Origin of the sequence: Methylobacterium sp. J-068, assembly GCF_022829445.1 — a bacterium.
Taxonomy (GTDB): domain Bacteria; phylum Pseudomonadota; class Alphaproteobacteria; order Rhizobiales; family Beijerinckiaceae; genus Methylobacterium.
Genome location: NZ_JAKSXY010000069.1, coordinates 15,869 through 38,705, shown reverse-complemented (window position 1 = coordinate 38,705; position 22,837 = coordinate 15,869). Strand labels below are relative to the sequence as shown.

Sequence of the window (22,837 nt, the reverse complement as noted above, 5' to 3'; positions counted from 1 at the left end):
GGTCCGGACCCGCGATGCGCTCCAGGTCGCATAGTGCCGGACGGGCGTGACGCCGCCGCTTCCGCGCAGGATATCGCGGAAGCGGCGCTCGTCGCGGCGCACGAGATTGAAGGCGGCGTCGGCGGCGCGGAGCGGACGTCTGCGCATGCACTCTGCGAACAGACTGGCCTGCGACCGCAGGCCGACGCGCTCCAGCACGAAGCCGCTCCGGGGATCGAGTCCGAGTTCGATCCCGGCGCAATCGGGGGGGAGGTAGCCGAGCCACCGGGCCGCGCCCAGGATCGGACCGGGGAGCACGAACGTCTCGCGGCGTCCGTCGTCGCGCACGAGGCGCAGGAGCGGGCGCAGCGGCGCGGCCACGGGATCACCCCGATACGTCAGGACGATCCAGCGGTCCCTGGCCGGAGCCGACAGGGCGAGGCGCAGGCCGAAGAGCGGATCGTCCTGCGGTTCCAGGGAGAAGGCGACGGCACGGCCGAGACCGGACCGACCCGCGCGCGCGCTCACCCGCGTCTCGCTCAGCGCAGCACCCGCGATCCGTTGCGCGTCCTCACTCGGCCGCGTCCTTGCCCGGTGTCGCCACGCGCTCCTCGGAGGTGGCGGGCGGCTTGCGGGCCTTCGGCGTGGCGACGCGCTGCGGTGCCGCGCCCAGGCGGACCTCGATGTCGTAGTTCTGGCTCAAGGCGGCGGGAACCACGAGGTTGTCCTCCACGAGGGAGAACAGGCCCTGCGCCTGGCCGGCGGGCACCGGCACGGCGACGCGCCGGACGCGCGAGACGATCGCCTTGCCGCCCGACTTGATGGTGATGGTGACGGGCGCGTCGAAGCGGCCGGGCGCCCCCGCGGGCCCGAGCAGAACCTGCCCCTCGACGCCGACCTTCACGCTGAGCGTTCCGTCCTGAAGGCGCGTACATTCCCGCGCCACGCGCCCGAGGGTGACCTGATGGCGCAGGCCGGCCCCCTCGCCGCCGACGCGGATCGCCGCGCCGCCCTCCGGCACCTCGACCGTCGGGCAATAGGGCAGGTCACGGTCGGCCGGTTGGGAGGGTGGAACGCTGGTGCCGCCGTACTTGAACATGTTGGTGAGGAAGTTGCCCTCCTCCTCGGCCCGGGCGGGACTCGCGCCGATGCCGCCCGCCACGCCGATGATCGCCAGGAGCGCGGCGGCACCGAGCCGCATCCGCGTCCCGCCGCGCTGGTTGAAGCTCCGCTCGCCCATGCCCGGATCCCGCCTCCGTGTCCCGCTTCGATCCCGCGCCCGATTCACTTCAGGTTCTCGAACCCCTGCGCGAAGCCCTTCATCGACAGGGGTATGCCGACGCCCTCCTCGGGGGTCTGGAAGACGATGAAGGTCGCCTGCGCGCCGGCGCTGAACTGCTTGATCAGGCCGTCATCCATCACGACCTCGGCGACGCACCCCGTGGTCAGGCAGCGCACGAAGCCGGCGCGGCCGACATCGGTCTTGTCGATCTTGAGACCGAGGCCGGAGGGCAGCAGCACGCCGAGCGGGGCCACGACGCGCAGCAGGTAACCGCGATTGTCGGCGGTCTTCAGCACGATGACCACCAGGGTCAGGTTCGGCCGGTCCTCGGCCGCGAGGTACTGCACCAGGGCGCATTGCTCGGCCTTGGCGCCGGCCGGCGTCTCGCAGCGCAGCTGCCAGTCGCCGAAGGTGTTGCGCACCATCCCCTGCGCCGCCGCTTCCCGGGGGCCGAACCCGGCCAGCAGCAGCGCCGCGCCGAGCGCACCGGCCGCGACACCCCGGGCGAACAGGCCGCGTGCGCGCCGCACCATTCCTCGAAACCCCACGCGTCGACCCTCTCGCCTGACCCGCCGCCCCGCGAGCCGTTAACCGAAAACACGGGTGTTCCGACCATGCTGGGCCATCGTATGTCAAGCGAAGGCCGCCGCTCGGGAACCGACTATCGCGCCGCGCGTACAGCCTCTAGTGCTGACAGCCACGCTTGCCCGACAACGGACGATTCCATGCGACTGCGCGCCCCACTCCTCCTCGCCCCGCTTCTTCTCACCACGGCCCTCGTCGCCGGCCCGGCCGTGGCCGACCCCCTCCCCGTCGGCGACACCACCTATGTCGAGCGCTCCCTGAACCGCGACGGCCCCCTGGTGATCGAGCACCGGCCGGTCGAACGCACGCCGGGCGGACGCCGCAGCGGCAACGCGGCCGAGATCGCCGGCTTCTGCCGCGATGGTGGCATCATCCGCCGACGGGACGAGTTCGGCCGCCCGGTGATCCTGCGCCAGCGCGAGGTCTGCGACAGCGTAGCACCCCGCACCCTGAATCCCGGCGACGTCGATCCGCGTCCGACCTGGCCGGCCGAGCAGGTCGTCCGCAGCCGCGTGCTGCGCGCCCGAGGCTGAACCGGTCTCAGCCGTAGCGGTGAAGGCTGGCGCCGTGGCGCTTCAGCCAGCGCTCGGCCTCGTCCACGTTCGGGCAGAGCGAGCCGACGAGCGCCCAGAACCGGGGCGAATGGTTCATCTCGCGCAGGTGCCCCATCTCGTGCGCCACGAGGTAATCGAGCACCAGGGGCGGCGCCAGGATGAGGCGCCAAGAGAAGTTCAGCTCGCCGCGCGCGGTGCATGAACCCCAGCGGCTGCGCGTGTCGCGGATCGTGATGCGCTTCGGCCCCTGTCCCAGCGCCTCGGTGTAGCGCGCCACGGCCTCGGTGAGGTCGCGCCGGGCCTCCCGCGCCAGGAAATCCGCGACCCGCCGGGCGACGTGGGGCTCGTCGCATGCCACCGACACGACGGGTTCGTCCGCCGGCATCTCGATCCGGGTCGCGCCGCTCCGGCGGGAGCGATGCACGATCCGGTGCGGAACCCCGCGCAGGGGCAGCACGGCATCGGGCGCGAAGAGCACGCGCTCGGGCATCCGGGCCAGCCGCGCCGCGATCCAGCCGCCATGGCTGACCGCGAAGGTCCGGGCGACGCCGATCGCCGTCCGCGTCGGCAGGGTCATCACCACCTCGCCGGTCGCGCTCGACACGCGCAGGGTCAGGCGGCGGGCCGCGGGCCTGCGGCGCAGCAGGACGCGGAGGGAGGCGCCCTCATGCACGATGTCGATGTGATCCGGGTCCGCCCCGCGCAGCAACGCCAATCGCATGGGGCCAGCTTAGCGGCTGTCGGAAGGCTCCGCCATCGATCCGGAGGCATCCATCCTCAGGACTGCGTCTCGCGCCGATGCGTGATCGCCGCCCCGGCGGCCGGCTCCGCCTGCATCGCCCGCATGAATTCGGCGATCCGGGGTGCGATGACGGTGCGGTAGCGCGAGCCGTTGAAGACGCCGTAATGCCCGACGCCGGTCTGCAGGTGGTACGCCTTGCGCTCGGGCGGCAGGTTCGGCGTGAGGTCCAGGGCGGCCTGGGTCTGGCCGACGCCCGAGATGTCGTCGTTCTCGCCCTCGACGGCGAGGATCGCGCAGGTGCGGATCGCGCCGAGATCGACCCGCGCGCCGCGGTGGATCATCGTGCCCTTCGGCAGGGCGTGGTCGACGAAGACGGTGCGGACGGTCTGGAGATAGAACTCCGCCGTCAGGTCCATCACGGCGAGGTACTCGTCGTAGAACTCGCGGTGCTTCTCGGCCGAATCACCGTCGCCCGTCACGAGGTGATCGAACATCTCCGCGTGGGCGTTCACGTGCCGGTCGAGGTTCATGGCCATGAAGCCCGAGAGCTGGAAGAAGCCCGGATAGACGCTGCGCCAGGCGCCGGGATAACCGGCCGGCACCGTGGTGATGCAATTGCGCTCGAACCAGGCCGTCCCGCGCTCCTGCGCCACGCAGTTCACGGCGGTCGGCGAGCGCCGCGTGTCGATCGGCCCGCCCATCAGGGTCATCGAGCACGGCACCGGCGCGTAGCCCTGCGCCTCCATCACGGCGATGGCGGCGAGCACCGGCACCGCCGGCTGGCACACGGCCATGACGTGCAGGTCCGGCCCGAGATCGCGGAAGATGTCGAGGAGATAGTCGATGTAGGTGTCGAGGTCGAAGCGCCCGGCGCCGAGCGGCACCATGCGGGCATCGGCCCAGTCGGTGATGAAGACCTGATGGCCGGGCAGCATCGCCTCGACGGTGCCGCGCAGGAGTGTGGCGTAGTGGCCCGACATCGGCGCCACGATGAGGAGCTTCGGCTGGGGCTCGGCGGGGCCGCGCGTGAAACCGCGATCGAAGGTGACGATGCGGCAGAACGGCCGCTCCCAGACCACGCGCTCGCTCACCGGCACGCTGGTGCCGTCGACGGTGACGCTGGTGAACCCGAAGGTGGGCTTGCCGTAGCGGCGGGTCACGCGCTCGAACATCTCGCAGGCCGCCGCCACGGAGCGGGCATAGGGCGAGTAGGCGAGCGGATTGGCGGGGTTCTGCAGGCTGTGCTTGGCCATGTCGGCGACGAGGCGCGCCGGCGTGGTCATGATGCGGGCTGCCTCATACCAGTAATAGGACAGGTTCAAAGGCCGTTCCCCCCTTCGTGCCGGTCCCCTCCCGGACCGTTCCCTTCGACTTAATCCAAATCGCGCCTGCGGCGAGAGCGACCGACCGGCGATCCGGGGATGGACGCGAGACAACCGGGCCCTATCGTTTCAACGACATGATCGACATGAGCACCAACGGCTTCGTCCGCGACGCCCGGCACCTGCGGCTCGACACCTTCGTGCGGTTGCGCTGGCTCGCGATCACCGGTCAGAGCGCGGCGGTGTTGGGGGCGCAATTCGGCCTCGGCCTGCCGCTGCCCTTCGGCTGGTGCTTCCTCGTCATCGCCACCTCGTCCTGGCTCAACCTCGCGCTCCGCATCCGCTTTCCGGCGAGCTACCGGCTCAGCGACGATTCGGCGGCGCTGCTCCTGGCCTTCGACATCATCCAGCTCGCCGCCCTCCTGTTCCTCACCGGCGGATTGCAGAACCCGTTCTCGCTCCTGTTCCTCGCCCCCGTGCTGATCTCGGCAACGGCGCTGCCACCTGAACGGACCCTGGCGCTCGGCCTCCTCGCCATCGGCCTCGCGACCCTGCTGGCACTGGTCCACCGCCCCCTGCCCTGGTTCGCGGACGGACGGCTGGAACTGCCGTTCCTCTACATCTCCGGCATCTGGACCGCGATCCTGCTCGGCACCGCCTTCACCGGCGTCTATGCCTGGAAGGTGGCCGAGGAGACGCGCCTGCTCGCCCAGGCGCTCGCCGCCACCGAACTCGTGCTCGCCCGCGAGCAGCACCTGTCCCAGCTCGACGGCCTCGCGGCGGCGGCCGCGCACGAACTCGGTACACCGCTCGGCACCATCATGGTGGTGACGAAGGAGCTGACCCGCCAGCTCGCGACGACCGCCAGCCCCGCGGTCCGGGACGATCTGGCGCTCCTGCGCGATCAGGTCGATCGCTGTCGCGGCATCCTCTCGAAGCTCACCTCCCTCGACAGCGACGAGGCCGGGTTCCTGCAGACCGTGAGCCTGAGCCACCTCGTCGAGGAGCTGGTGGAGCCGCAGCGTGCCATGGGGATCGTCCTCGACGTCTCGAACCAGGGCGACGGCCCGGAGCCGGCCTGCCGGCGCAATCCGGGCGTGATGTTCGGCCTCGCCAACATCGTCGACAACGCCGTCGACTTCGCCACGGACCGCGTCGTGATCGAGGCGCGCTGGACCCTGGAACGGGTCTGGCTGGAAATCCGCGACGACGGGCCGGGCTTCTCCAGCGAGGTGCTGCTCCGGGCGGGCGAGCCCTACGTCACGACCCGGAGCCCCGACCGCTCGCGCAGCCCCGACAGCACCGGGGCCGGCCTCGGCCTGGGGCTTTTCATCGCCAAGACGTTGATCGAACGCTCGGGGGCGCAGTTGACCTTGTCGAACCTCTCGCAATCCGAGGCGACCGGTGCGGTCGTCAGGATCAGCTGGGCGCGCCACATCTTCGAACGGGACGCGATGGCGGTGCATCACGCGCAATTCAGTCGTGGACAACCCCTAACCGAAGCCAGTGCGACACCTATATAAAGTCGCATGAAAACCCGCACATCCATCGATCAGGAAGCACGGAGGAGCGTCGGATGCTGACGCAGACCGGAACCACGGCGCCCGGCGCCGATATCGCGCAGCTTGCCGACAACGATCCGCTCGCGGCCTTCACCGATCGCAGCCTGCTGATCGTCGATGACGACAAGCCCTTCTCGACGCGGCTCGCGCGCGCGATGGAGATGCGTGGTTACGCGGTGCAGGTGGCCGAGAGCGTCGCCGAGGGCGTGTCGGCGGTGGATGCCCGTCCACCGGCCTTCGCCGTCATCGATATGCGGCTCGGCGACGGCAACGGCCTCGACGTCATCGCGCGCCTGAAGGAGCGGCGCCCGGACGCGCGCGGCGTGATCCTCACGGGCTACGGCAACATCGCGACCGCCGTGACGGCCGTGAAGCTCGGTGCCTTCGACTATCTCGCCAAGCCGGCCGATGCCGACGAGATCCACGGCACCCTGATGGCGCAGCCGGGCGAGCGGGCGGACCCGCCGGAGAATCCGATGTCGGCGGACCGGGTCCGCTGGGAGCACATCCAGCGCGTCTACGAACTCTGTGGACGAAACGTCTCGGAGACGGCGCGGCGGCTGAACATGCACCGCCGGACCCTCCAGCGCATCCTGGCCAAGCGCGCGCCGCGCTGAAGCGCCGTCCGGTCTAAAAGAGGGTGACGTTGCGCAGCCGGTCCGGTTCGCGCTACGTCGCCCTTCATGACGGTCGCGCGGAGGCGTGACGCCGGAAACGGGACGAGAGAATCGTGAACACGCGCAACCTCATCACCATCCTCAGCATGATGGTGCTCGTCGGCACGGAAGTGTTCGCGGTCGCCATCGCGGCCGGATGGGCGCTCGCCGGGCTGTTCGATCTCGGCGACACGGTGGGTCACGTCCTGATGGCGGTGTTCAGCCTGTTCGCCGCCTGGGTGATGCTGCAATTGTGGCGCCGGGCCACCAGCATCGAGCCCTTGCGCGGCACCAACCCGACCGCGCGCTGAGCGAAACCCGCCGCCGAGACCCGTCCCACGGCCCCTCCGGGGGCCGTTTCGCGTTGCCTGGGGCGCGTTTCCCGATTATCGCCAGGGTGACTCGACATGCGCCGGGGTGCCCCGACATGAAATCGAGTGCGAGCCCATGAAAGCACGGCCCATGAAAGCACGCATCATCGTCACCCTGAAGACCGGCGTGCTGGACCCGCAGGGCAAGGCGATCGAAGCGGCCCTGACGTCGTTCGGCCTGTCGGGCATCGACGGCGTGCGCCAGGGCAAGGTCTTCGACGTCGAGATCGCGGGCGACGACCGCGCGGCCGCCGAGGCGATCCTGAAGAGCGCCTGCGAGAAGCTGCTCGCCAACACCGTGGTCGAGAACTACGCCATCGAGATCGCCTGATGCGCGCCGCCATCATCGTCTTTCCGGGCTCCAACCGCGACGCGGACGTGGCCCGTGCCCTCACCCGGTCCGGTGCCGAGGTCGTCAAGGTCTGGCATGCCGACACCGAATTGCCGGCGGGCACCGACCTCGCCGTCCTACCGGGCGGGTTCTCCTACGGCGACTACCTGCGCTGCGGCGCCATCGCGGGCCGCGCGGCGGCGATGGACGCGGTGCGTGCCCACGCGGCGCGGGGCGGGCTCGTGCTCGGCATCTGCAACGGCTTCCAGATCCTGTGTGAATCGGGCCTGCTGCCGGGCGTGCTGATGCGCAACGTCGACCGGCGCTTCATCTGCCATCGGCAATCGCTTCGCGTGGAGCGCGCCGACACCCGCTTCACCTCGGTCTACGCCAAGGATCAGGTTATCGACGTCTGCGTGGCGCATGGCGAGGGCAATTACTTCGCCGATCCCGACACCATCGCGCGCCTCGAAGGCGACGGGCGGGTCGCCTTCCGCTACTCGGACGCCGCCGGCAACCTGACCGTGGACGCGAACCGCAACGGCTCGCTGAATTCCATCGCGGGCATCTACTCCGAAAAGCTCAACGTGCTCGGCCTGATGCCGCACCCGGAGAACTTCGTGGAGGATCTCGTGGGCGGCACGGACGGGCGCGGCCTGTTCGAGAGCCTGGCGGCGTAGCCCAATCATACCCCTCTCCCCCGCCAGTGGGGCGAGGGGACATGCCGTCATGACTAAGGCGATCGACCGAACGCGTATGCGTGCGGTTCAGTGCCCGTCGAATTCCATCAGGGTCCGCACCGGCACGTCGAGGTCGCGCAGCTTCTGCGCGCCGCCGATCTCCGGCAGGTCGATGACGAAGCAGGCCGCCACCACCTCGGCGCCGATGCGGCGCAGCAGGTTGACCGCCGCGCAGGCCGTGCCGCCGGTGGCGATGAGGTCGTCGACGAGCAGCACACGGTCGCCCGGCTTGATGGCGTCCACGTGGATTTCCATCTCGTCGGTGCCGTATTCGAGCGCGTAGGCGATCGAGACGGTCTTGTGGGGCAGCTTGCCCTTCTTGCGGATCGGCACGAAGCCCGACGAGAGCTGGTGCGCCACCGCGCCGCCGAGAATGAAGCCGCGCGCCTCGATGCCGGCCACCTGATCGATCCGCCCCCCCGCATACGGATGAACCAGCGCGTCGACCGCCCGCCGGAAGGCGCGCGGATCGCTCAGCAGGGTGGTGATGTCGCGAAACACGATGCCGGGCTTCGGGTAGTCCGGGATCGAGCGGATCGAATCCTTCAGCGCGATGTGGCGACGCGATTCCATGCGGGCGGCCTTTGTCGGGGGTGGCGGGAGATGAGGGCTGCCCCTCAGGCGTTGGCGCGGCGCAGGAGCTTGACGAGTTCCCCGTGCAGGATCTCGTTGCCGCAGGCGACGGAGCGGGCGGCCAGCGGCTCGGCGCCGCCATCCGCGCTGGTGACGAAGCCGCCGGCCTCGCGCACGAGGATGATGCCGGCCGCGATATCCCAGGTCTGGAGGTCGCGCTCCCAGTACAGGTCCGAGCGCCCGCAGGCCACGTAGGCGAGGTCGAGGGCGGCCGAGCCGAAGCGCCGGGCGCCGCCCGTCACCGCCATCACGGCCGCGACCTCGCGCAGGAGCTTCGGATGATCGCCGCGCCCGAGATAGGGCGAGCCGTAGGCCACGAGCGCGTCGGCCATGTCGACCCGGCCCGAGACGCGCAGGCGGCGGTTGTTGAGGTAGGCGCCCTTGCCGCGCTCGGCCACGAACAGCTCGTCCTTGGCCGGATCATAGATCACGCCGGCCACGATCTGGCCCTCGCGCTCGAGGCCGACCGAGATCGCGAAGTGCGGGATGCCGTGCAGGAAGTTGGTGGTGCCGTCGAGCGGGTCGACGTGCCAGGTGTGGCTCTTGTCGGCGCCCTCGATGTTCCCGGATTCCTCGAGGATCAACCCGTAGCCGGGACGCGCCTTCATCAGGGCGTCCCGCAGCACGTCCTCGGCCTTGCGGTCGGCCGCCGAGACGAAGTTGCCGGGCCCCTTCCGCGAGACCTGAAGGTTCTCGATCTCGCCGTAGTCGCGCTTGAGGCCACGGGCCGCCTTGCGGACGGCATCGACCATGACGGTCATGAGAGGTGAGCTGATCATCGATCTTCAGGTCCAGACATCTTCAAAGAGCGTCGCGTCGAACGCGATTTCGCGTCGCCATAGCACGTTTGGGCACCGGCTCACCCCTCCGGAATGCGGGTCTGCCCCAACGGGCTCCTATTTGACGTTGGCGCGCTCGGCGGCGAGGGCTTCGGCGCGGGCGCGCTCGTCGGGCTTCAGACCCTTGAGGTTGTCGTCGAGCCAGGGATCGGACAGGCCTTGCGCGGCCGCCGCGAGGTTCCAGGCCGCCGCCTCCACCAGGCTCTTCTGGACGCCGCGCCCCACCACGAAGAGCCGGGCCGCCCGGTTCTGCGCGATGGCGTTGCCGCGTGCCGCCGCGTGCAGGAAGTAGCGCGCCGCGCGCGCCTCGTCCTTGGGCAGGCCGGTCCCGTTGAAGAGCAGGATCGCGAACTCGACCTCGCCGGCGAGATCGCCGTTATCCGCCGCCCGCCGGAACCACTCCGCCGCCTGGGAGGGGTCCTTCGGAACGCCGCGCCCCTGGAGATAGAGCACGCCGAGATCGTGCTGGGCCGCGCCGATCTCGCCATCCGCCGCCTTGTGGAACAGCTTCGCGGCCCGGACCTGGTCCGGCTCCGTGCCGCTGCCGAGCAGGATGAGGGCGAGGTTGTAGGCGGCGGTGGTGTCGCCCTTGTCGGCCGCTTTTTCCAGCCATTGCCGGCCGGCCTTCATGTCCTTGGCGCCGCCGCGCCCGTCGATGGACATGAGGCCCAGGGACGCCATGGCGTGAACGTCGCCCTGCGCCGCCGCGAGGCGATACCACTCGGCGGCCTTCACGGGGTCCTGCTTGATGCCGAGGCCCTGGTTGTACAATTCCCCGAGCAGCGTCATCGCCGCCGCATCCTTCGAATCGGCGGCGATCCGCTTCGTCGCCTCGCGGAAGGCGGTGGTGTACTGCCCGCGCTGATAGGCACCGAAGGCTGTATCCACCGGCTTGTCGCCGGGCTTGGCCGCCGAGGGCACGAGGCGCATCGCGTCCGGCGTGTAGGGCGTCGGCAGTTCCCGCAGCGGCGCCTTGAAGGTCTCCTTCGTGACGGGTTTGGCCGCTTCGGGCGAGAGCGTCGTGGCCGCCCATCCTGGCGACGTCCCGAGCGCGAGGGCGAGACACCCGAGCGCCAGCCTCACGAAGCCGCCTCCCCGGCAGCCGCGACCTGGGCCTGGATTCCGGCCACGTCGGCGCCCTCCCCGATCCAGAGCGCGCTTTCGAGCCCGAGGAATTCGGCCCCCGTGGCGAGGAGCGCCCCGACCTGATCGGGCGCGTGCGCGACCGCGATGCAGGGCGTCTCGAAGATCTCCGTCCACCAGGCCGCGCGGTCGACCACCGTCTCGGCATCGGGCGCGATCCCGTCGGCGTAGAGGCCGCCGAACATGACGTAGTCGACGCCGGCCTCCCCGGCCTCCATCGCGGCGTGCTTCTGCTCGTGGCCGCCGGCCCCGAGGATGCGTCCACCGTCGAGGCGGTCGCGCAATTCGCGCAAAGCCCCGTCCTTCGGCTTGTCGAGATGCACGCCGTCGGCCCCGCCCCGCGCCGAGACGCTGACGAGGTCGCCCGCGAACCCCGCGCAGGCCACCACCACGGCCGCGCCCGTGGCCTGAGCCGCCGGTGCCAGGCGCTTCACCAGGTTGACGAGGCCGCGCTCGTCGGCGGGTGCGAGGCGCAGGAGCACGGCGGCGACGTCACCGGCCGCGCAGGCGGCCGTGAGGGCCGCCGCGAGGGCGTCGGCGTCACCGGCCTCGACCCGGTGGGGGCTGAGCAGGGCGAGGCGGGTGCGGGGTTCCGACATGCAGGGTCCTTGTCATGCCAAATCCCGTCGATCCCTTCGGGATGGCGGATTTGGGCTTCGCTCAGGCGCCGCGCGGGCTTGCCGATCCGGTGTCCGCTTCGAGGAAGTGGACACCGGATCGATCGCCTTCAGCCCGCTGCGCCGATCTTCGGGTCCAGCGAGCCGTTGGCGTAGCGCTTGGCCATGGTGGCGACGGAAACCGGGCGGATCTTGGAACCCTGGCCGGCGGTGCCGAACCCCTCGAAGCGCTGGCGGCAGAGCTTGGTCATCGCCTCCATGGCGGGCTTGAGGTACTTGCGCGGGTCGAACTCGGCCTTGTTCTCGGCCAGGATCTTCCGGATCTGCCCCGTCATCGCCATGCGGTTGTCGGTGTCGATGTTGATCTTGCGCACGCCGTGCTTGATGCCGCGCTGGATCTCCTCCACCGGCACGCCCCAGGTCGGCTTCATCTCGCCGCCATACTGGTTGATGATGTCCTGCAGGTCCTGCGGCACCGACGAGGAGCCGTGCATCACGAGGTGGGTCGTGGGCAGGCGGCGGTGGATCTCCTCGATCACGTTCATCGCCAGCACGTCGCCATCGGGCTTGCGCGTGAACTTGTAGGCGCCGTGCGAGGTGCCCATGGCGACCGCGAGCGCGTCGACCTTGGTGGCCTCGACGAACTTCACGGCCTCGTCCGGATCGGTCAGGAGCTGGTCGTGGCTGAGCACGCCCTCGGCGCCGTGGCCGTCCTCGGCCTCGCCCTGGCCGCTCTCCAGCGAGCCGAGCACGCCGAGTTCGCCCTCCACCGAGACGCCGGCCCAATGGGCCATCCGGGTGACGTTGCGGGTGATCTCGACGTTGTAGGCGTAATCGGCCGGGGTCTTGCCGTCGGCCTTCAGCGAACCGTCCATCATCACAGAGGTGAAGCCGTACTGGATCGCGGTGGCGCAGGTCGCCTCGTCGCTGCCGTGGTCGAGGTGCATGCAGACGGGGATGTGGGGATAGATCTCCACGAGGCCGTCGATCAGCTTGGCGAGCACGATGTCGTTGGCATAGGCGCGCGCGCCCTTGCTCGCCTGCAGGATCACCGGCGAATCGGTGGCGTCGGCCGCCGCCATGATGGCGAGGCCCTGTTCCATGTTGTTCAGGTTGAACGCCGGCACGCCGTATTCATGCTCGGCGGCATGGTCCAGGAGCTGCCTCAGGGTGATGCGGGCCATGGGTTTCTCCTCACAAACGACCGCCGCCGGGGCGATCCGCTAACCGTCGCGCCGGGGGGCGCGGTTCTCGTACGATGCACGGGTCTCGTGGGGCCTGGGCGTCAGCCCTTGGCGCGCAGGGCCTCGACGCCGGGCAGTGCTTTGCCCTCCAGCCATTCGAGGAAGGCGCCGCCGGCCGTGGAGACGTAGGAGAAGGTCTCGCCCACGCCCGCGTGGTTCAGAGCCGCGACCGTGTCGCCGCCGCCCGCCACCGAGACGAGCTTGCCGGCCTTCGTGCGCTCGGCGGCGTGCCTGGCCGCCGCCACCGTGGCGGCATCGAAGGGGGTCAGCTCGAAGGCGCCGAGCGGTCCGTTCCAGACCAGGGTGGCGGCCTCGTCGATGGCCGCGTTGATCTCGGAGACCGAGGCCGGGCCGGCGTCGAGGATCATGCCGGTCTCCGGCACGGCGTCGACCGACACCGTCTCGTGGGCCGCGTTCGCCTTGAACTCGGCGGCCGAGACCGCGTCCACGGGCAGGATGATCCGGCACTTGGCCGCCTTGGCCGCCTCGATGATCCGCAGGGCGGTCTCGGCGAGATCCTTCTCACAGAGCGACTTGCCCACCGCCTTGCCCTGCGCGTGCAGGAAGGTGTTGGCCATGCCGCCGCCGATGACGAGCATGTCCACCTTTGCGACGAGGTTCTGCAGGAGGTCGATCTTGGAGGAAACCTTGGCGCCGCCGACCAGCGCGATCACAGGCCGGGCCGGGGCTTCCAGCCCCTTGGTCAGGGCGTCGAGTTCCGCCTGCATCAGGCGGCCCGCATAGGCCGGCAGCGTGTGGGCGAGGCCTTCCGTCGAGGCATGGGCGCGGTGCGCGGCCGAGAAGGCCTCGTTCACGTAGAGATCGCCGTTGGCGGCGAGCTGCTCGGTGAAGGCGGGATCGTTCTTCTCCTCGCCCGCGTAGAAGCGGGTGTTCTCGAGGAGCAGGACGTCGCCGTCCTTCAGCGCCGCGACCGCCTCGGCGGCGGCCGGGCCGACGCAATCCTCGGCGAAGGCCACCGGACGGCCGAGGTGGCGGCTCAGGGTCTCGACCACCGGCTTCAGGGATTCGGACGCCACGGGCTTGCCCTTCGGGCGACCGAAATGCGCCAGCAGGACCACCCGGCCGCCCTTGTCGGCGATCTCGCGGATCGTGGGGACGATCCGTTCGATGCGGGTGGCGTCAGTGACGCGCCCGCCCTCCATCGGCACGTTGAGGTCCACGCGCAGGAGCACGCGCTTGCCCTGGAGCGGGCCGGCATCGTCGAGGGTGCGGAAAGCGGTCATCGGGGCCTGGACGTTCGGACGGTTGCGGGCGGGGTCAGCGCGGCGGCAGCAGGGATTCGAGGTGGAAGCGCTGGGCCGCGATGGTCAGCGCCACGGTCAGAACCGCCGTGATGATCGCGGTGAGCACGAGGGCGCCGGAGCCGGGCAGACTCCGGGTGCGGTCGGCGACGGCGCGAACCTCGCTGCGCAGGGCCGAGAGATCGCTCTGGCGCGCGGCCTCGTTCATCCGCGCGGCGGCGCCCTCGACCTTCTCCTCGACGCGCGAGAGCAGCGCCTCGGAGCGGGCGTACTTGTCCTCGATCCGGGCGCACTTGTCCTCGATCCGGGCGAGCTGGTCGCCGCCGGGCGCGGCGGACATGTGCGGAAGGGTCTCGGCCTTTCCAAGGGTGACCGGCGCGAGCGGTGCCGGTGCTGTGGTCGCCGCCGGCGCGGGGGCCGGCGGCGTGGGTGCGGGGGTGCCTGGGATGAAGTCGCGTCCGGTCGAGGAAGTCTCTGTCATGTCAGGCACACCATCCTGGTCTTCGCTTGGTCTTCGGGAGCGTCGGGTCCGTCAGAGTTGCGCGGGCCGGTTCAGAGCAGCTTACCCATCGCCACGGCCGTGTCGGCCATGCGGTTCGAGAAGCCCCACTCGTTGTCGTACCAGGACAGGATGCGCACGAAGGTGCCGTCCATGACCTTGGTCTGGTCGAGGTGGAAGGTCGACGAGTGGGGATCGTGATTGAAGTCGATCGAGACGTTGGGCTGGTCGGTATAGGCCAGCACGCCCTTCAGCGGGCCGTCGGCGGCGGCGCGGATCGCGTTGTTGATCTCCTCCACCGTGGTCTGGCGCTTGGCGGTGAAGACGAGGTCGACGGCCGAGACGTTCGGGGTCGGCACGCGGATCGAGGTTCCGTCGAGCTTGCCCTTGAGCTCCGGCAGCACGAGGCCCACGGCCTTGGCGGCGCCCGTCGAGGTCGGGATCATCGAGAGCGCGGCGGCACGGGCCCGGTAGAGGTCCTTGTGCATCTGGTCCAGCGAGGGCTGGTCGTTGGTGTAGGAGTGGATCGTGGTCATGAAGCCGCGCTCGATCCCGACGAGATCGTTCAGCACCTTGGCCACCGGCACGAGGCAGTTGGTGGTGCAGGAGGCGTTCGAAATCACGAGGTGGTCGGCGGTCAGCTTGTCGTGGTTGACGCCGTAGACCACCGTGAGGTCGGCCCCGTCGGCGGGGGCGGACACGATCACGCGCTTGGCGCCGGCCTCGAGATGGGCCTTGGCCTTGTCCTTCGAGGTGAAGATGCCGGTGCATTCGAGGGCGATGTCGACGCCGAGCTCGCGGTGCGGCAGCTCGGCCGGGTTGCGCACGGCGGTGACCTTGATGCGCTGACCGTCGACCACGATGAACTCGCCGTCGACCTCGACCTTGGCGTTGAAGCGGCCGTGGATCGAATCGAAGCGCAGGAGGTGGGCGTTGGTCTCGACCGGGCCGAGGTCGTTGATCGCCACCACCTCGATGTCCTTGCGGCCGGCCTCGTGGATGGCGCGCAGGACGTTGCGGCCGATGCGTCCGAACCCGTTGATGGCAACCTTCACCGACACGGCGTGAGTCCTTCCCATAATCGGGCGCCGGCCTCGCGGTGCCCTTCAGCCTGTTGATCGTCGCGGCACGCCCGGCGGGCTGGCCTCGATCCGTCGCCCGCTCAGTGCGAGTCCCGGTTGAACGACGGATGAACCGCCGCCCACGCCCGGCCTCTCCATCGCCGTCGAGGACCGCGCGAGGGGCGCGGGGACGACGCGGATCGGGGACCTGAACGTGTCACGGGACGCCGTATAACCGGTCTGCAGGCGGCCGCTCTCTAACATGGTGACAAATCCCGGCAAAGGTCACATGAAGGGTTACCGGCGTGGATAACCCGTGCTTCGGCGGCGTCTGCGTGCGTGCGAATCCGCCTTGCCGGCCGAATCGGGCGGTCGTCGGCGTCGTTCCGGGACGTCCGGGGCGCGGCGCCCCGCCCCGACCGGCGCGAGCCCCTGGAGAGGAAAGGCCTCGTTTCGTGAGTGATCTGATCGACGACGCCCTTCGGCGTCTCGAGACCGTGCTGACCCGCCTGGAAGGCGCCGTGGCCCAGCGCTTCGAGGCCGAGCGCGACCCGAGCGACCTGGAAACCGAACTCGCCCTGATGGGCGAGGACCGCGTGCGGCTGGCCGCCGAACTCGACGCGGCCAGCGCCCGCCTCGTGGAGGTGGAGGCGGCCTCCCAGGATGTCGGACAGCGCCTGGGCCGAGCCATCGCGGCGGTCGAGGGCGTGCTGGCGCCGGCACGCGGCAATCGGTAAGTCCCATCCTCGGTCGATCGCCCGGTCGACCAACCCCGACACGCGACTCCCTCGATCCGCGATGCCCCAGATCAACGTCTCCATCGACGGCAAGAACTACCGGATGGCCTGCGCCGAGGGCGAGGAGGCCCACCTGACGGCGCTGGCCGGCGGACTCGACGCCCGCATCACCGAGATGCGCCGATCCTTCGGCGAGATCGGCGACATGCGGCTGCACGTCATGGCCGCGCTGATGCAGGCCGACGAGTTGCAGGAGACGCAAGGGCGCCTCGCGGCCCTGGAGCGGGAAGCGGTCGCCCTGCGCGCGAAGGTCGATACGGCCGACGCCGCGCGGGCCGACGAGGAGGCACGCCTCGCCGAGGGGCTGTCCCGGTGCGCCGACCGGATCGAGCGCCTCGCGCACACGATTTCCGCGGGCTGAGGGGGCCGCCCCCTGGCGCCGGACGCGGAGCGACGCTACATGTCGGATGCGGGGCTGCCGGGTCCGTCAGGAGAACTTTTCCCCGGGGCCTTATCGACTCCCCAGGGAGCTGTCCCTGGCCTCGTCCCTGGACTTGGCCAACACGGCGCCCACCTACATTGTAGGTTTCCCGGGATCGACACTCCAACGGCTCACGTGGCTCCGCACTCCAATCCCCTCCCGTCCGACCCGCCGATTTCCGCCGTGAAGGCGGCCCTGCGCACCGAGGCCCTGGCCCGGCGCGACGGCCTGCCGTCCGAGGACCGGATCGCTGGCTCGGCCCGGATCGCCGAGACCGTGATGGCGATCGGGGCGCTCGCCGAGGCGAGGATCGTCGGGGCGTTCTGGCCCATCCGCAGCGAGGTCGATCCGCGCCCCCTGGCCCGGCGGCTGTTCGCGCGCGGACAGCGCGTGGCCCTGCCGAAGGTCACGCCCGCCGGCCTGGTCTTCCGGGAATGGCGCGAGGGCGAGGCCCTGGTCGCGGGCCGCTTCGGCCTGAGCGAGCCGCACGACGACCTGCCCCCCGTGGATCCCACCGCCCTGATCGTGCCGCTCGCCGCCTACGACCGGCGCGGGCACCGCATCGGCTACGGACGCGGATACTACGATCAGGCGATCGAGCGCCTCTCCGGCAACGGCCCCGTGCTGACCATCGGCATCGCCTTCTCGGTCCAGGCGGTGGACCACGTTCCCGCCGAGGCGCACGACCAGCCCCTCGACCATCTCATCACCGAGGCGGGCCCGGTCCCGCTCAGCCGGGCCTGATCCTTTCCGATGCGACTTCTCTTCCTCGGCGACGTGGTGGGCCGCCCTGGCCGCCACGTGATCTCGGACCGCCTTCCGGGTCTGCGCGAGCGCTGGCGCCTCGACTGCGTGGTGATCAACGGCGAGAACGCCGCCGGCGGCTTCGGGCTCACCGAGGCGATCTGCGACGAACTCCTCCAGGCCGGTGCCGACGCGGTGACGCTGGGCAACCATTCCTTCGACCAGCGCGAGGCGCTGGTCTTCATCCAGCGCCAGACCCGGCTGGTGCGGCCGGCCAATTACCCGCCGGGCACGCCGGGCCGGGGCGCCACCGTGGTGGAGACCCGGAAGGGGGCCCGCGTCCTCGTGCTCAACGTCATGGGCCGCATCTACATGGATGCCCTCGACGATCCCTTCGCCTCCGCCGAGCGCGAGCTGTCGGCCTGCCCCCTCGGCGCCGTGGCGGACGCGATCATCGTCGACCTCCATGCCGAGGCCACGAGCGAGAAGCAGGCCTTCGGCCACTTCCTCGACGGCCGCGCCAGCCTCGTCGTCGGCACCCACACCCATACGCCGACCTCCGACCACCGCATCCTGCCCGGCGGCACCGCCTACCTGTCGGATGCGGGCATGTGCGGCGACTACGATTCCATTCTGGGCATGCAGAAGGACGAGCCTTTGCGCCGGTTCCTGCAGAAGACGCCGGGCGCGCGCCTGGAGGCGGCCCAGGGCGAGGGCACCCTCTGCGGGATCGCGGTGGAGACCGACGACGCGACGGGGCTGGCCAAGAGCGTGGCCGCCGTGCGCCTCGGCCCGCATCTCGAGGAAACCTGGCCGCGCGCCTGGGATTAGCCGGCGCGATCGCGCGATCGCCGGGGAACGATCCCGCGCCTTTCACGCTCGCGACTTGATCGGCGCCGAACCACCCTGCAATGTGCCGGCGCATCCGCCGAGGCGCTCCTAGCCGGCGAGCGAACCGTTCCGCGTTGAGAGTGTGCCCGAGACGATGGCGACCCCACCCGCATCCGCGACGCTCGCCAGGCCCGGCATCTACCTCGTCCGGATGCTGGTCTTCCTGATCCTGGTGGGCTTCCTCGCCTTCGTGCTGTTCCGGCAGATCACGCCGGCCTTCCTCGCCAATCCGGGCCTGAACGGGCTGATTCTCGGCGTCCTGCTGATCGCGGTGCTGCTGGCCTTCGGACAGGTGGTCCGGCTCTATCGCGAGACCGCCTACGTCAACGCCGTCGCGGCGGGCGAGAGTCCGAGCAAGCCGCCGCCGCTGATGGCCCCGCTGGCCCCCGCCATCGCGGCCCGGCACGACGGGATCACCCTGCCCACCAGCCGCGCGTTCCTCGACACGGCCGCCGCGCGGCTCGACGAGGGCCGCGAGATCCTGCGCTACGTCTCGGGCCTCCTCATCCTGTTGGGCCTCCTCGGCACGTTCTGGGGCCTGATCGACACCCTGAGCGCGGTCGGCTCGGTCATCCGGACCATGCGCGGCGGCGGCGAGGCGGCCGCCATGTTCGACGAACTGAAGAACGGCCTCGCGGTCCCGCTCTCGGGCATCGGCCTCGCCTTCTCGGCCTCGCTGTTCGGCCTCGCGAGTTCGCTGATCGTCGGATTCCTCGACCTCCAGGCGGGACAGGCCCATGCCCGCTTCCACAACGAACTGGAGGATTGGCTGCTTTCGGGCGACATGCCGGCGCAGGGGACGGTCGCGACCGCGGCAAAGCCCCTGCCCCAGCAGGACCCGGCCAGCGCCCGCGAGTTGAAGGAGGCGGTCGACCGCCTGACGGCGGTGGTGGCCGAGGGCGCCAACGGGCGCGTGGCCACCCAGGCGATGACCAACCTCGCGGAGGGCATCCAAGGCCTGGTCCAGCACATGCGCGCCGAGCAGCAGATGATCCGCGACTGGGTCGAGGCCCAAGCGAGCCGCGAGCGCGAGTTGAAGCAGGTGCTCGACCGCCTCGGCCGCGAGCGCGGCTGAGATGGCCTCCACGCGCGCGCGCCGCGACCGGAGCCTGAATGTCTGGCCGGGCTACGTCGACGCCCTGGCGACGCTGCTGCTCGCCGTCGTCTTCCTGCTGACCATCTTCGTGGTCGGCCAATTCTTCCTGTCGCAGGAGATCAGCGGCCGCGACTCGGTCCTGACCCGGCTCAATCGCCAGATCGCCGACCTCACCGACCTGCTCGCCCTGGAGCGCTCGACCCGCAAGACGCAGGAGGAGCAGGCCTCGTCCCTGCGCAACACCCTGCTGGGCGCGCAGGCCGACCGCGACCGCCTGAAGGCGCAGGCCGAGGCCGCGCAAGGGGCGAGCGGCCGTCCGGGCGAGGTCGACAGGCAATTGGCTGCCGAGCGCGCCAACACGGCCCGCGCCGCCTCGCAGATCGACCTCCTCAACGAGCAGATCGCCGCGATGCGCCGCCAGCTCGCGGCGCTGGAGGATGCGCTCGCGGCCTCGGAGAATCGCGACCGCGAGAGCCAGGCCCGCATCGCCGATCTCGGCAGCCGCCTCAACGTGGCGCTGGCCCAGAAGGTGCAGGAACTGGCGCGCTACCGCTCCGACTTCTTCGGCCGCCTGCGCCAGATCCTCGGCAACCGGCCCGACATCCGCATCGTCGGCGACCGCTTCGTGCTGCAATCCGAGGTGCTGTTCCCGGCCGGCTCCGCCAGCCTGAAGCCCGAGGCGGGGCCGGAACTCGACCGCATCGCGGGCGCGATCCTCGACCTCGCCAAGCAGATCCCGGCCGATATCCCGTGGGTGCTGCGCATCGACGGCCACACCGATGCGCGGCCGATCGCCAGCGCGCAGTTTCCCTCGAACTGGGCGCTCTCGGCCGCCCGTGCCATCGCGGTGGTGCAGGCCATGGCGGCCAAGGGCATCCCGCCCCAGCACCTGCTCGCCGCCGCCTTCGGCGAATTCCAGCCGATCGACGCCGGCACGACCGAGGATTCCTATGCGCGCAACCGCCGGATCGAGCTGAAGCTCACCGAGCGCTGAGGCCTATTTCACGATCCGGTCGAGGCGGTTGTTGATGAAGAAGTACAGCTCCTTCGCGCCGGGCTCGGTGTAGAGCACCTGCACCTCGCGGCCCGCGCGGCCCTCGCCGACGAGCACGTCCGTGGGCGGCTTGCCCTTCAGGCGGACGAGGTCGCACTCGCCGATGCCGATCGCGATGGCGGGCGCGTCGGCAGGGGCCGGCGCGGTGCAGCTTCCGTCCCCGGTCAGGACCGGACCGGTGAAGGTCGGTGCCGGCGCGGGCGCCGCGGCGACGACGGGCACCGGGGCCGGCGCGCGGGTCTCCGTGCTAATGCAGGCCGAGGCGCCGAGGGCGATGAGGGCGACCAGCGCGAGGCCGCGCGGGGTGTCGGTAGCGTTCACGGTTCACTCGTCCTCAGCGCTGCGCGTTGCCCCGCGCGGCGAGCGCCGCCGCGTAGAGCGCGGCCGCATCCCGATGGAAGGCGGCGCGCGAATCCGGCCGGGAATAGAACATGTGACCGCCGGGGTACACGGCGAGATCGAGGCGTCCGCCCCCGAAGGCCGGCATCTGGTCGATCAGCAGCTTCGAGGCGAAATAGGGCGTCACCAGATCGGTGAAGCCGTGCGCCACCAGAACCCGCATGTTGCCGTCGAGCGCCAGCGCGCCGCGCAACGCGCCGAGCGCCTCCGGCGCCGAGCGGCCCCCGCCCCAGGACCAGCTTCGGTTCACCTGCGTGTTGAGCAGTTCGTAGCGCAGATCCGGCACCCGGTAGTTCAGCTTGTCGGTGTAGAGGGCGATCATGGCGCTGGTCAGCGGCGCCTGGAGCCCCGTGAGCAGCGGGTCCTCGAAGCCCGACGACGCGGCGGTCGGGTCGGGGTCCCAGCCGGTGACGCCGGTGTCGTAGGCGCTCGCCACCCGGCCGGTGTCGCGCCCGATCTCACGCTGGACGCTCTGACCGGAGAGCCGACCGGCCTGACGGCGCACGAAGCCCGGGTCGAGGCCGGCGAGCGCCCCGACCTTCTCGGAGAGGCGCGCGACGGCGGCATTGTCGGAGGGGCCCTTCAGCAGGTCGGCGAGGTAGGGGCCGGTGGCATAGGCCTCCGCCTCCGCCATGGTCTGGCGCGTCGGCGTGCCGCCCGCCCGCTCGATGGCGGCGGCGGCGAAGGAGGGCAGCTTGATCACGTGGCCCCAGGGCGTCGTGCGGGGCGCCTGGAGCCAGGCGAAATCCAGCACCGGCGACAGCAGCACCATGCCCGAGAGCCCGACGCCGATCTCCTCCTGCAGCTTTCCGGCGATCAGCGGGCCCCGGAACCCACCATAGCTCTCGCCGACGTAGAACTTGGGCGCGGTCATGCGATCGTTCGCGCGCAGCCAGCGGGCGATGGCCGAGGACAGCACGGAGGCATCCGCATCGATGCTCCAGTAGCGCTTGGCGTCGCCGTCGGCGGCGCGGCTGTAGCCGGTGCCGACCGGGTCGAGGAAGACGAGATCGGTGAAATCGAGCCACGTCCCGTCGTTCTGCACGAGGCCGACCGGCGCCGAGGGGCTGATGCTGGCGCCCTCCACGGGCAGGCGCCACGGGCCGATGGCGCCGATGTTGAGATAGGCCGAGGCCGCGCCGGGGCCGCCGTTGAGCGCGAAGGTCACGGGGCGCGGCGCATCCCCCTTGCTCGCGACCGTGTAGGCGATGAAGGCGATCTCGGCCTGCAGCTTCCCCGCCTCGTCGACGAGCGGCAGGCTTCCGGCGCGCGCGGTGAAGGCGATGACGCGTCCGTCCGGCAGGGTGACGCTGTGCTCGGTCACGGCGTCCGCCGGCAGCTTGCGCCCCTCCGGACCGCGCGGCTCGGGAGCCTTGCGCACCTCGGAGGGGCGCTCGCCGTGCGGCGCGGGCTGGGCGTGCGGCGGGGTGCCCGCGAGCAGGAGGGCGGCGAGGCCGATGGCGAAGCGTCTCATGGCGTTTCCTCTCGGCGATGTCTGCGGATGCGAGTGCGGCGTCAGGCCTTCTTCTGCCAGCGGCCGTCCTCGTCCTGCTGCCAGTAGGCAATCGTGTGCCCGGCGGCCTTGGCCTCCTTCCACTGCTCGCGGGCGCGCAGCAGGGCGTCCTGGTCGGTGCCGTCGAACAGGATGCAGATCCGGGCGTAGTCGCCCGCATCGGCGGGCAGGTCGGCGCCCTCCACGAGGAAGCGGATCGAGGCCGCGTTCGGGTTGGCGTCCTTCAGCGTGAGCACCACGGGCTGGCTCGCCGCATCGGCCTCGCGGTCCGTGCCGTGAGGCAGGAAGCTGTCGTCGCTGTAGGTCCAGAGCTGGTCGTCGAGGGCCTGGAGCCGCTCCTCGCTGGCGGCCTGGATCGCGGCGCGCCACTGGCGCTCCAGGGATCGCTCCACGAGGTTCGGCAGCACCCGCTCGAGGGGCTGCTGCTGGAGATGATAGAACAGAATCTCGGTCACAGGCTGCAAGTTAGACATCGCGGCGGCCATTGCCAGCATCTTCGG

27 protein-coding genes, 1 other RNA gene and 1 pseudogene are annotated in these 22,837 nt (G+C 70.7%); 13 read left to right on the top strand and 16 right to left on the bottom strand.

Annotated elements, in window-relative coordinates:
• The 3 genes and pseudogenes from MKK54_RS10205 to MKK54_RS10195 form a co-directional block, all read right to left on the bottom strand.
• Positions 1–507, bottom strand: a pseudogene (locus tag MKK54_RS10205) (glycosyltransferase family 2 protein); the annotation flags it as partial.
• Between the two features lie 43 nt (positions 508–550).
• Positions 551–1,219, bottom strand: a complete 669-nt coding sequence (locus MKK54_RS10200) for a hypothetical protein (RefSeq protein ID WP_244010677.1) — start codon at positions 1,217–1,219, stop codon at positions 551–553.
• A gap of 44 nt (positions 1,220–1,263) precedes the next feature.
• The gene (locus MKK54_RS10195; RefSeq protein WP_244010676.1) at positions 1,264–1,794 is read right to left on the bottom strand and encodes an invasion associated locus B family protein; all 531 of its coding nucleotides are present in this window, start codon (positions 1,792–1,794) and stop codon (positions 1,264–1,266) included.
• A 192-nt stretch (positions 1,795–1,986) separates the two neighbouring features.
• On the opposite strand from MKK54_RS10195, the gene MKK54_RS10190 reads away from it, so the two are divergent.
• Positions 1,987–2,379 (top strand): hypothetical protein, encoded by a 393-nt coding sequence (locus MKK54_RS10190; RefSeq protein WP_244010675.1) that lies wholly within the window; start codon positions 1,987–1,989, stop codon positions 2,377–2,379.
• Between the two features lie 7 nt (positions 2,380–2,386).
• Here the strand turns inward: MKK54_RS10190 and MKK54_RS10185 are convergent, their stop codons facing one another.
• Together MKK54_RS10185 and MKK54_RS10180 are read right to left on the bottom strand one after the other, a co-directional pair.
• The gene (locus tag MKK54_RS10185; RefSeq protein WP_244010674.1) at positions 2,387–3,121 is read right to left on the bottom strand and encodes a M48 family metallopeptidase; all 735 of its coding nucleotides are present in this window, start codon (positions 3,119–3,121) and stop codon (positions 2,387–2,389) included.
• A gap of 56 nt (positions 3,122–3,177) precedes the next feature.
• A complete protein-coding gene (locus MKK54_RS10180) occupies positions 3,178–4,464 on the bottom strand; it encodes a polyhydroxyalkanoate depolymerase (protein WP_279597287.1) in 1,287 nt (428 codons plus the stop codon).
• A 137-nt stretch (positions 4,465–4,601) separates the two neighbouring features.
• Here MKK54_RS10180 and MKK54_RS10175 point away from each other — a divergent pair, with 137 nt between their 5' ends.
• The 5 genes from MKK54_RS10175 (at position 4,602) to purQ (ending at position 8,064) form a co-directional block, all read left to right on the top strand.
• Positions 4,602–5,987, top strand: coding sequence for an ActS/PrrB/RegB family redox-sensitive histidine kinase (locus tag MKK54_RS10175; RefSeq protein ID WP_244010673.1), 1,386 nt, complete (start codon positions 4,602–4,604; stop codon positions 5,985–5,987).
• Positions 5,988–6,040: 53 nt separating this feature from the next.
• The gene (locus MKK54_RS10170) at positions 6,041–6,643 is read left to right on the top strand and encodes an ActR/PrrA/RegA family redox response regulator transcription factor (RefSeq protein ID WP_244010672.1); all 603 of its coding nucleotides are present in this window, start codon (positions 6,041–6,043) and stop codon (positions 6,641–6,643) included.
• Positions 6,644–6,756: 113 nt separating this feature from the next.
• Complete coding sequence (locus tag MKK54_RS10165; RefSeq protein WP_244010671.1) at positions 6,757–6,993, top strand: hypothetical protein; 237 nt, start codon at positions 6,757–6,759, stop codon at positions 6,991–6,993.
• A 151-nt stretch (positions 6,994–7,144) separates the two neighbouring features.
• Positions 7,145–7,384 carry a phosphoribosylformylglycinamidine synthase subunit PurS gene (purS, locus tag MKK54_RS10160; protein WP_244010670.1) on the top strand — a complete coding sequence of 80 codons (240 nt, stop codon included), beginning with the start codon at positions 7,145–7,147 and terminating at the stop codon, positions 7,382–7,384.
• A complete protein-coding gene (purQ, locus tag MKK54_RS10155; RefSeq protein ID WP_244010669.1) occupies positions 7,384–8,064 on the top strand; it encodes a phosphoribosylformylglycinamidine synthase subunit PurQ in 681 nt (226 codons plus the stop codon). The genes purS and purQ overlap by 1 nt, the downstream gene beginning before the upstream one ends.
• Positions 8,065–8,151: 87 nt before the next feature.
• Here purQ and MKK54_RS10150 read toward each other — a convergent pair whose 3' ends face one another.
• The 8 genes from MKK54_RS10150 to gap all read right to left on the bottom strand — a co-directional run bounded on the left by MKK54_RS10150 (position 8,152) and on the right by gap (position 15,422).
• Positions 8,152–8,697 carry an adenine phosphoribosyltransferase gene (locus MKK54_RS10150; protein WP_244010668.1) on the bottom strand — a complete coding sequence of 182 codons (546 nt, stop codon included), beginning with the start codon at positions 8,695–8,697 and terminating at the stop codon, positions 8,152–8,154.
• A 44-nt stretch (positions 8,698–8,741) separates the two neighbouring features.
• Complete coding sequence (locus MKK54_RS10145; protein ID WP_244010667.1) at positions 8,742–9,536, bottom strand: inositol monophosphatase family protein; 795 nt, start codon at positions 9,534–9,536, stop codon at positions 8,742–8,744.
• Between the two features lie 117 nt (positions 9,537–9,653).
• Positions 9,654–10,673 carry a tetratricopeptide repeat protein gene (locus tag MKK54_RS10140; protein WP_244010680.1) on the bottom strand — a complete coding sequence of 340 codons (1,020 nt, stop codon included), beginning with the start codon at positions 10,671–10,673 and terminating at the stop codon, positions 9,654–9,656.
• Positions 10,674–10,675: 2 nt separating this feature from the next.
• On the bottom strand, positions 10,676–11,338 hold the full coding sequence (locus tag MKK54_RS10135) for a thiamine phosphate synthase (protein WP_244010666.1): 663 nt from the start codon (positions 11,336–11,338) through the stop codon (positions 10,676–10,678).
• Positions 11,339–11,466: 128 nt separating this feature from the next.
• Positions 11,467–12,540 carry a class II fructose-bisphosphate aldolase gene (gene fba, locus MKK54_RS10130; protein WP_244010665.1) on the bottom strand — a complete coding sequence of 358 codons (1,074 nt, stop codon included), beginning with the start codon at positions 12,538–12,540 and terminating at the stop codon, positions 11,467–11,469.
• A 101-nt stretch (positions 12,541–12,641) separates the two neighbouring features.
• Positions 12,642–13,844 (bottom strand): phosphoglycerate kinase, encoded by a 1,203-nt coding sequence (locus MKK54_RS10125; RefSeq protein ID WP_244010664.1) that lies wholly within the window; start codon positions 13,842–13,844, stop codon positions 12,642–12,644.
• A gap of 34 nt (positions 13,845–13,878) precedes the next feature.
• Complete coding sequence (locus MKK54_RS10120; protein ID WP_244010663.1) at positions 13,879–14,343, bottom strand: hypothetical protein; 465 nt, start codon at positions 14,341–14,343, stop codon at positions 13,879–13,881.
• A gap of 71 nt (positions 14,344–14,414) precedes the next feature.
• Complete coding sequence (gene gap, locus MKK54_RS10115) at positions 14,415–15,422, bottom strand: type I glyceraldehyde-3-phosphate dehydrogenase (protein ID WP_244010662.1); 1,008 nt, start codon at positions 15,420–15,422, stop codon at positions 14,415–14,417.
• A 455-nt stretch (positions 15,423–15,877) separates the two neighbouring features.
• On the opposite strand from gap, the gene MKK54_RS10110 reads away from it, so the two are divergent.
• The 7 genes from MKK54_RS10110 to MKK54_RS10080 all read left to right on the top strand — a co-directional run bounded on the left by MKK54_RS10110 (position 15,878) and on the right by MKK54_RS10080 (position 20,365).
• Positions 15,878–16,159, top strand: coding sequence for a DUF4164 domain-containing protein (locus tag MKK54_RS10110; protein ID WP_244010661.1), 282 nt, complete (start codon positions 15,878–15,880; stop codon positions 16,157–16,159).
• A gap of 61 nt (positions 16,160–16,220) precedes the next feature.
• The gene (locus MKK54_RS10105; protein WP_244010660.1) at positions 16,221–16,580 is read left to right on the top strand and encodes a cell division protein ZapA; all 360 of its coding nucleotides are present in this window, start codon (positions 16,221–16,223) and stop codon (positions 16,578–16,580) included.
• Positions 16,581–16,628: 48 nt separating this feature from the next.
• Positions 16,629–16,786: non-coding RNA, 6S RNA (ssrS, locus tag MKK54_RS10100), on the top strand.
• Entirely contained in the window at positions 16,776–17,384 is a 609-nt protein-coding gene (locus MKK54_RS10095) for a 5-formyltetrahydrofolate cyclo-ligase (RefSeq protein ID WP_244010659.1), read from the top strand. Before ssrS ends, MKK54_RS10095 begins: the two co-directional genes overlap by 11 nt.
• A 9-nt stretch (positions 17,385–17,393) precedes the next feature.
• Complete coding sequence (locus tag MKK54_RS10090; protein WP_244010658.1) at positions 17,394–18,215, top strand: TIGR00282 family metallophosphoesterase; 822 nt, start codon at positions 17,394–17,396, stop codon at positions 18,213–18,215.
• A 154-nt stretch (positions 18,216–18,369) separates the two neighbouring features.
• Positions 18,370–19,350: a MotA/TolQ/ExbB proton channel family protein gene (locus MKK54_RS10085; RefSeq protein WP_244010657.1), complete on the top strand. Its 981-nt coding sequence runs from the start codon at positions 18,370–18,372 to the stop codon at positions 19,348–19,350.
• A 1-nt stretch (position 19,351) separates the two neighbouring features.
• Positions 19,352–20,365 (top strand): peptidoglycan -binding protein, encoded by a 1,014-nt coding sequence (locus tag MKK54_RS10080; protein ID WP_244010656.1) that lies wholly within the window; start codon positions 19,352–19,354, stop codon positions 20,363–20,365.
• 3 nt (positions 20,366–20,368) lie between these two features.
• On the opposite strand, the gene MKK54_RS10075 is transcribed toward MKK54_RS10080, so the two are convergent.
• From MKK54_RS10075 to MKK54_RS10065, 3 genes are read right to left on the bottom strand one after another with little or no spacing between them, the layout of a single operon-like run.
• Positions 20,369–20,746, bottom strand: coding sequence for a hypothetical protein (locus MKK54_RS10075; protein ID WP_244010655.1), 378 nt, complete (start codon positions 20,744–20,746; stop codon positions 20,369–20,371).
• A gap of 13 nt (positions 20,747–20,759) precedes the next feature.
• Positions 20,760–22,298 carry a S10 family peptidase gene (locus MKK54_RS10070; protein ID WP_244010654.1) on the bottom strand — a complete coding sequence of 513 codons (1,539 nt, stop codon included), beginning with the start codon at positions 22,296–22,298 and terminating at the stop codon, positions 20,760–20,762.
• 41 nt (positions 22,299–22,339) lie between these two features.
• Entirely contained in the window at positions 22,340–22,792 is a 453-nt protein-coding gene (locus tag MKK54_RS10065; RefSeq protein ID WP_244010679.1) for a DNA polymerase III subunit chi, read from the bottom strand.
• Positions 22,793–22,837: the final 45 nt, after the last annotated feature.

Coding starts and splice junctions, on each gene's coding strand:
- MKK54_RS10125 (WP_244010664.1), bottom strand. CDS start 13,844: ATGACCGCTTTCCGCACCCTCGACGATGCCGGCCCGCTCCAGGGCAAG.
- MKK54_RS10120 (WP_244010663.1), bottom strand. CDS start 14,343: ATGACAGAGACTTCCTCGACCGGACGCGACTTCATCCCAGGCACCCCC.
- MKK54_RS10090 (WP_244010658.1), top strand. CDS start 17,394: ATGCGACTTCTCTTCCTCGGCGACGTGGTGGGCCGCCCTGGCCGCCAC.
- fba (WP_244010665.1), bottom strand. CDS start 12,540: ATGGCCCGCATCACCCTGAGGCAGCTCCTGGACCATGCCGCCGAGCAT.
- MKK54_RS10170 (WP_244010672.1), top strand. CDS start 6,041: ATGCTGACGCAGACCGGAACCACGGCGCCCGGCGCCGATATCGCGCAG.
- MKK54_RS10085 (WP_244010657.1), top strand. CDS start 18,370: ATGGCGACCCCACCCGCATCCGCGACGCTCGCCAGGCCCGGCATCTAC.
- MKK54_RS10080 (WP_244010656.1), top strand. CDS start 19,352: ATGGCCTCCACGCGCGCGCGCCGCGACCGGAGCCTGAATGTCTGGCCG.
- purQ (WP_244010669.1), top strand. CDS start 7,384: ATGCGCGCCGCCATCATCGTCTTTCCGGGCTCCAACCGCGACGCGGAC.
- MKK54_RS10145 (WP_244010667.1), bottom strand. CDS start 9,536: ATGATCAGCTCACCTCTCATGACCGTCATGGTCGATGCCGTCCGCAAG.
- purS (WP_244010670.1), top strand. CDS start 7,145: ATGAAAGCACGCATCATCGTCACCCTGAAGACCGGCGTGCTGGACCCG.
- MKK54_RS10190 (WP_244010675.1), top strand. CDS start 1,987: ATGCGACTGCGCGCCCCACTCCTCCTCGCCCCGCTTCTTCTCACCACG.
- MKK54_RS10135 (WP_244010666.1), bottom strand. CDS start 11,338: ATGTCGGAACCCCGCACCCGCCTCGCCCTGCTCAGCCCCCACCGGGTC.
- MKK54_RS10195 (WP_244010676.1), bottom strand. CDS start 1,794: ATGGTGCGGCGCGCACGCGGCCTGTTCGCCCGGGGTGTCGCGGCCGGT.
- MKK54_RS10200 (WP_244010677.1), bottom strand. CDS start 1,219: ATGGGCGAGCGGAGCTTCAACCAGCGCGGCGGGACGCGGATGCGGCTC.
- MKK54_RS10150 (WP_244010668.1), bottom strand. CDS start 8,697: ATGGAATCGCGTCGCCACATCGCGCTGAAGGATTCGATCCGCTCGATC.
- MKK54_RS10105 (WP_244010660.1), top strand. CDS start 16,221: ATGCCCCAGATCAACGTCTCCATCGACGGCAAGAACTACCGGATGGCC.
- MKK54_RS10175 (WP_244010673.1), top strand. CDS start 4,602: ATGATCGACATGAGCACCAACGGCTTCGTCCGCGACGCCCGGCACCTG.
- MKK54_RS10185 (WP_244010674.1), bottom strand. CDS start 3,121: ATGCGATTGGCGTTGCTGCGCGGGGCGGACCCGGATCACATCGACATC.
- MKK54_RS10070 (WP_244010654.1), bottom strand. CDS start 22,298: ATGAGACGCTTCGCCATCGGCCTCGCCGCCCTCCTGCTCGCGGGCACC.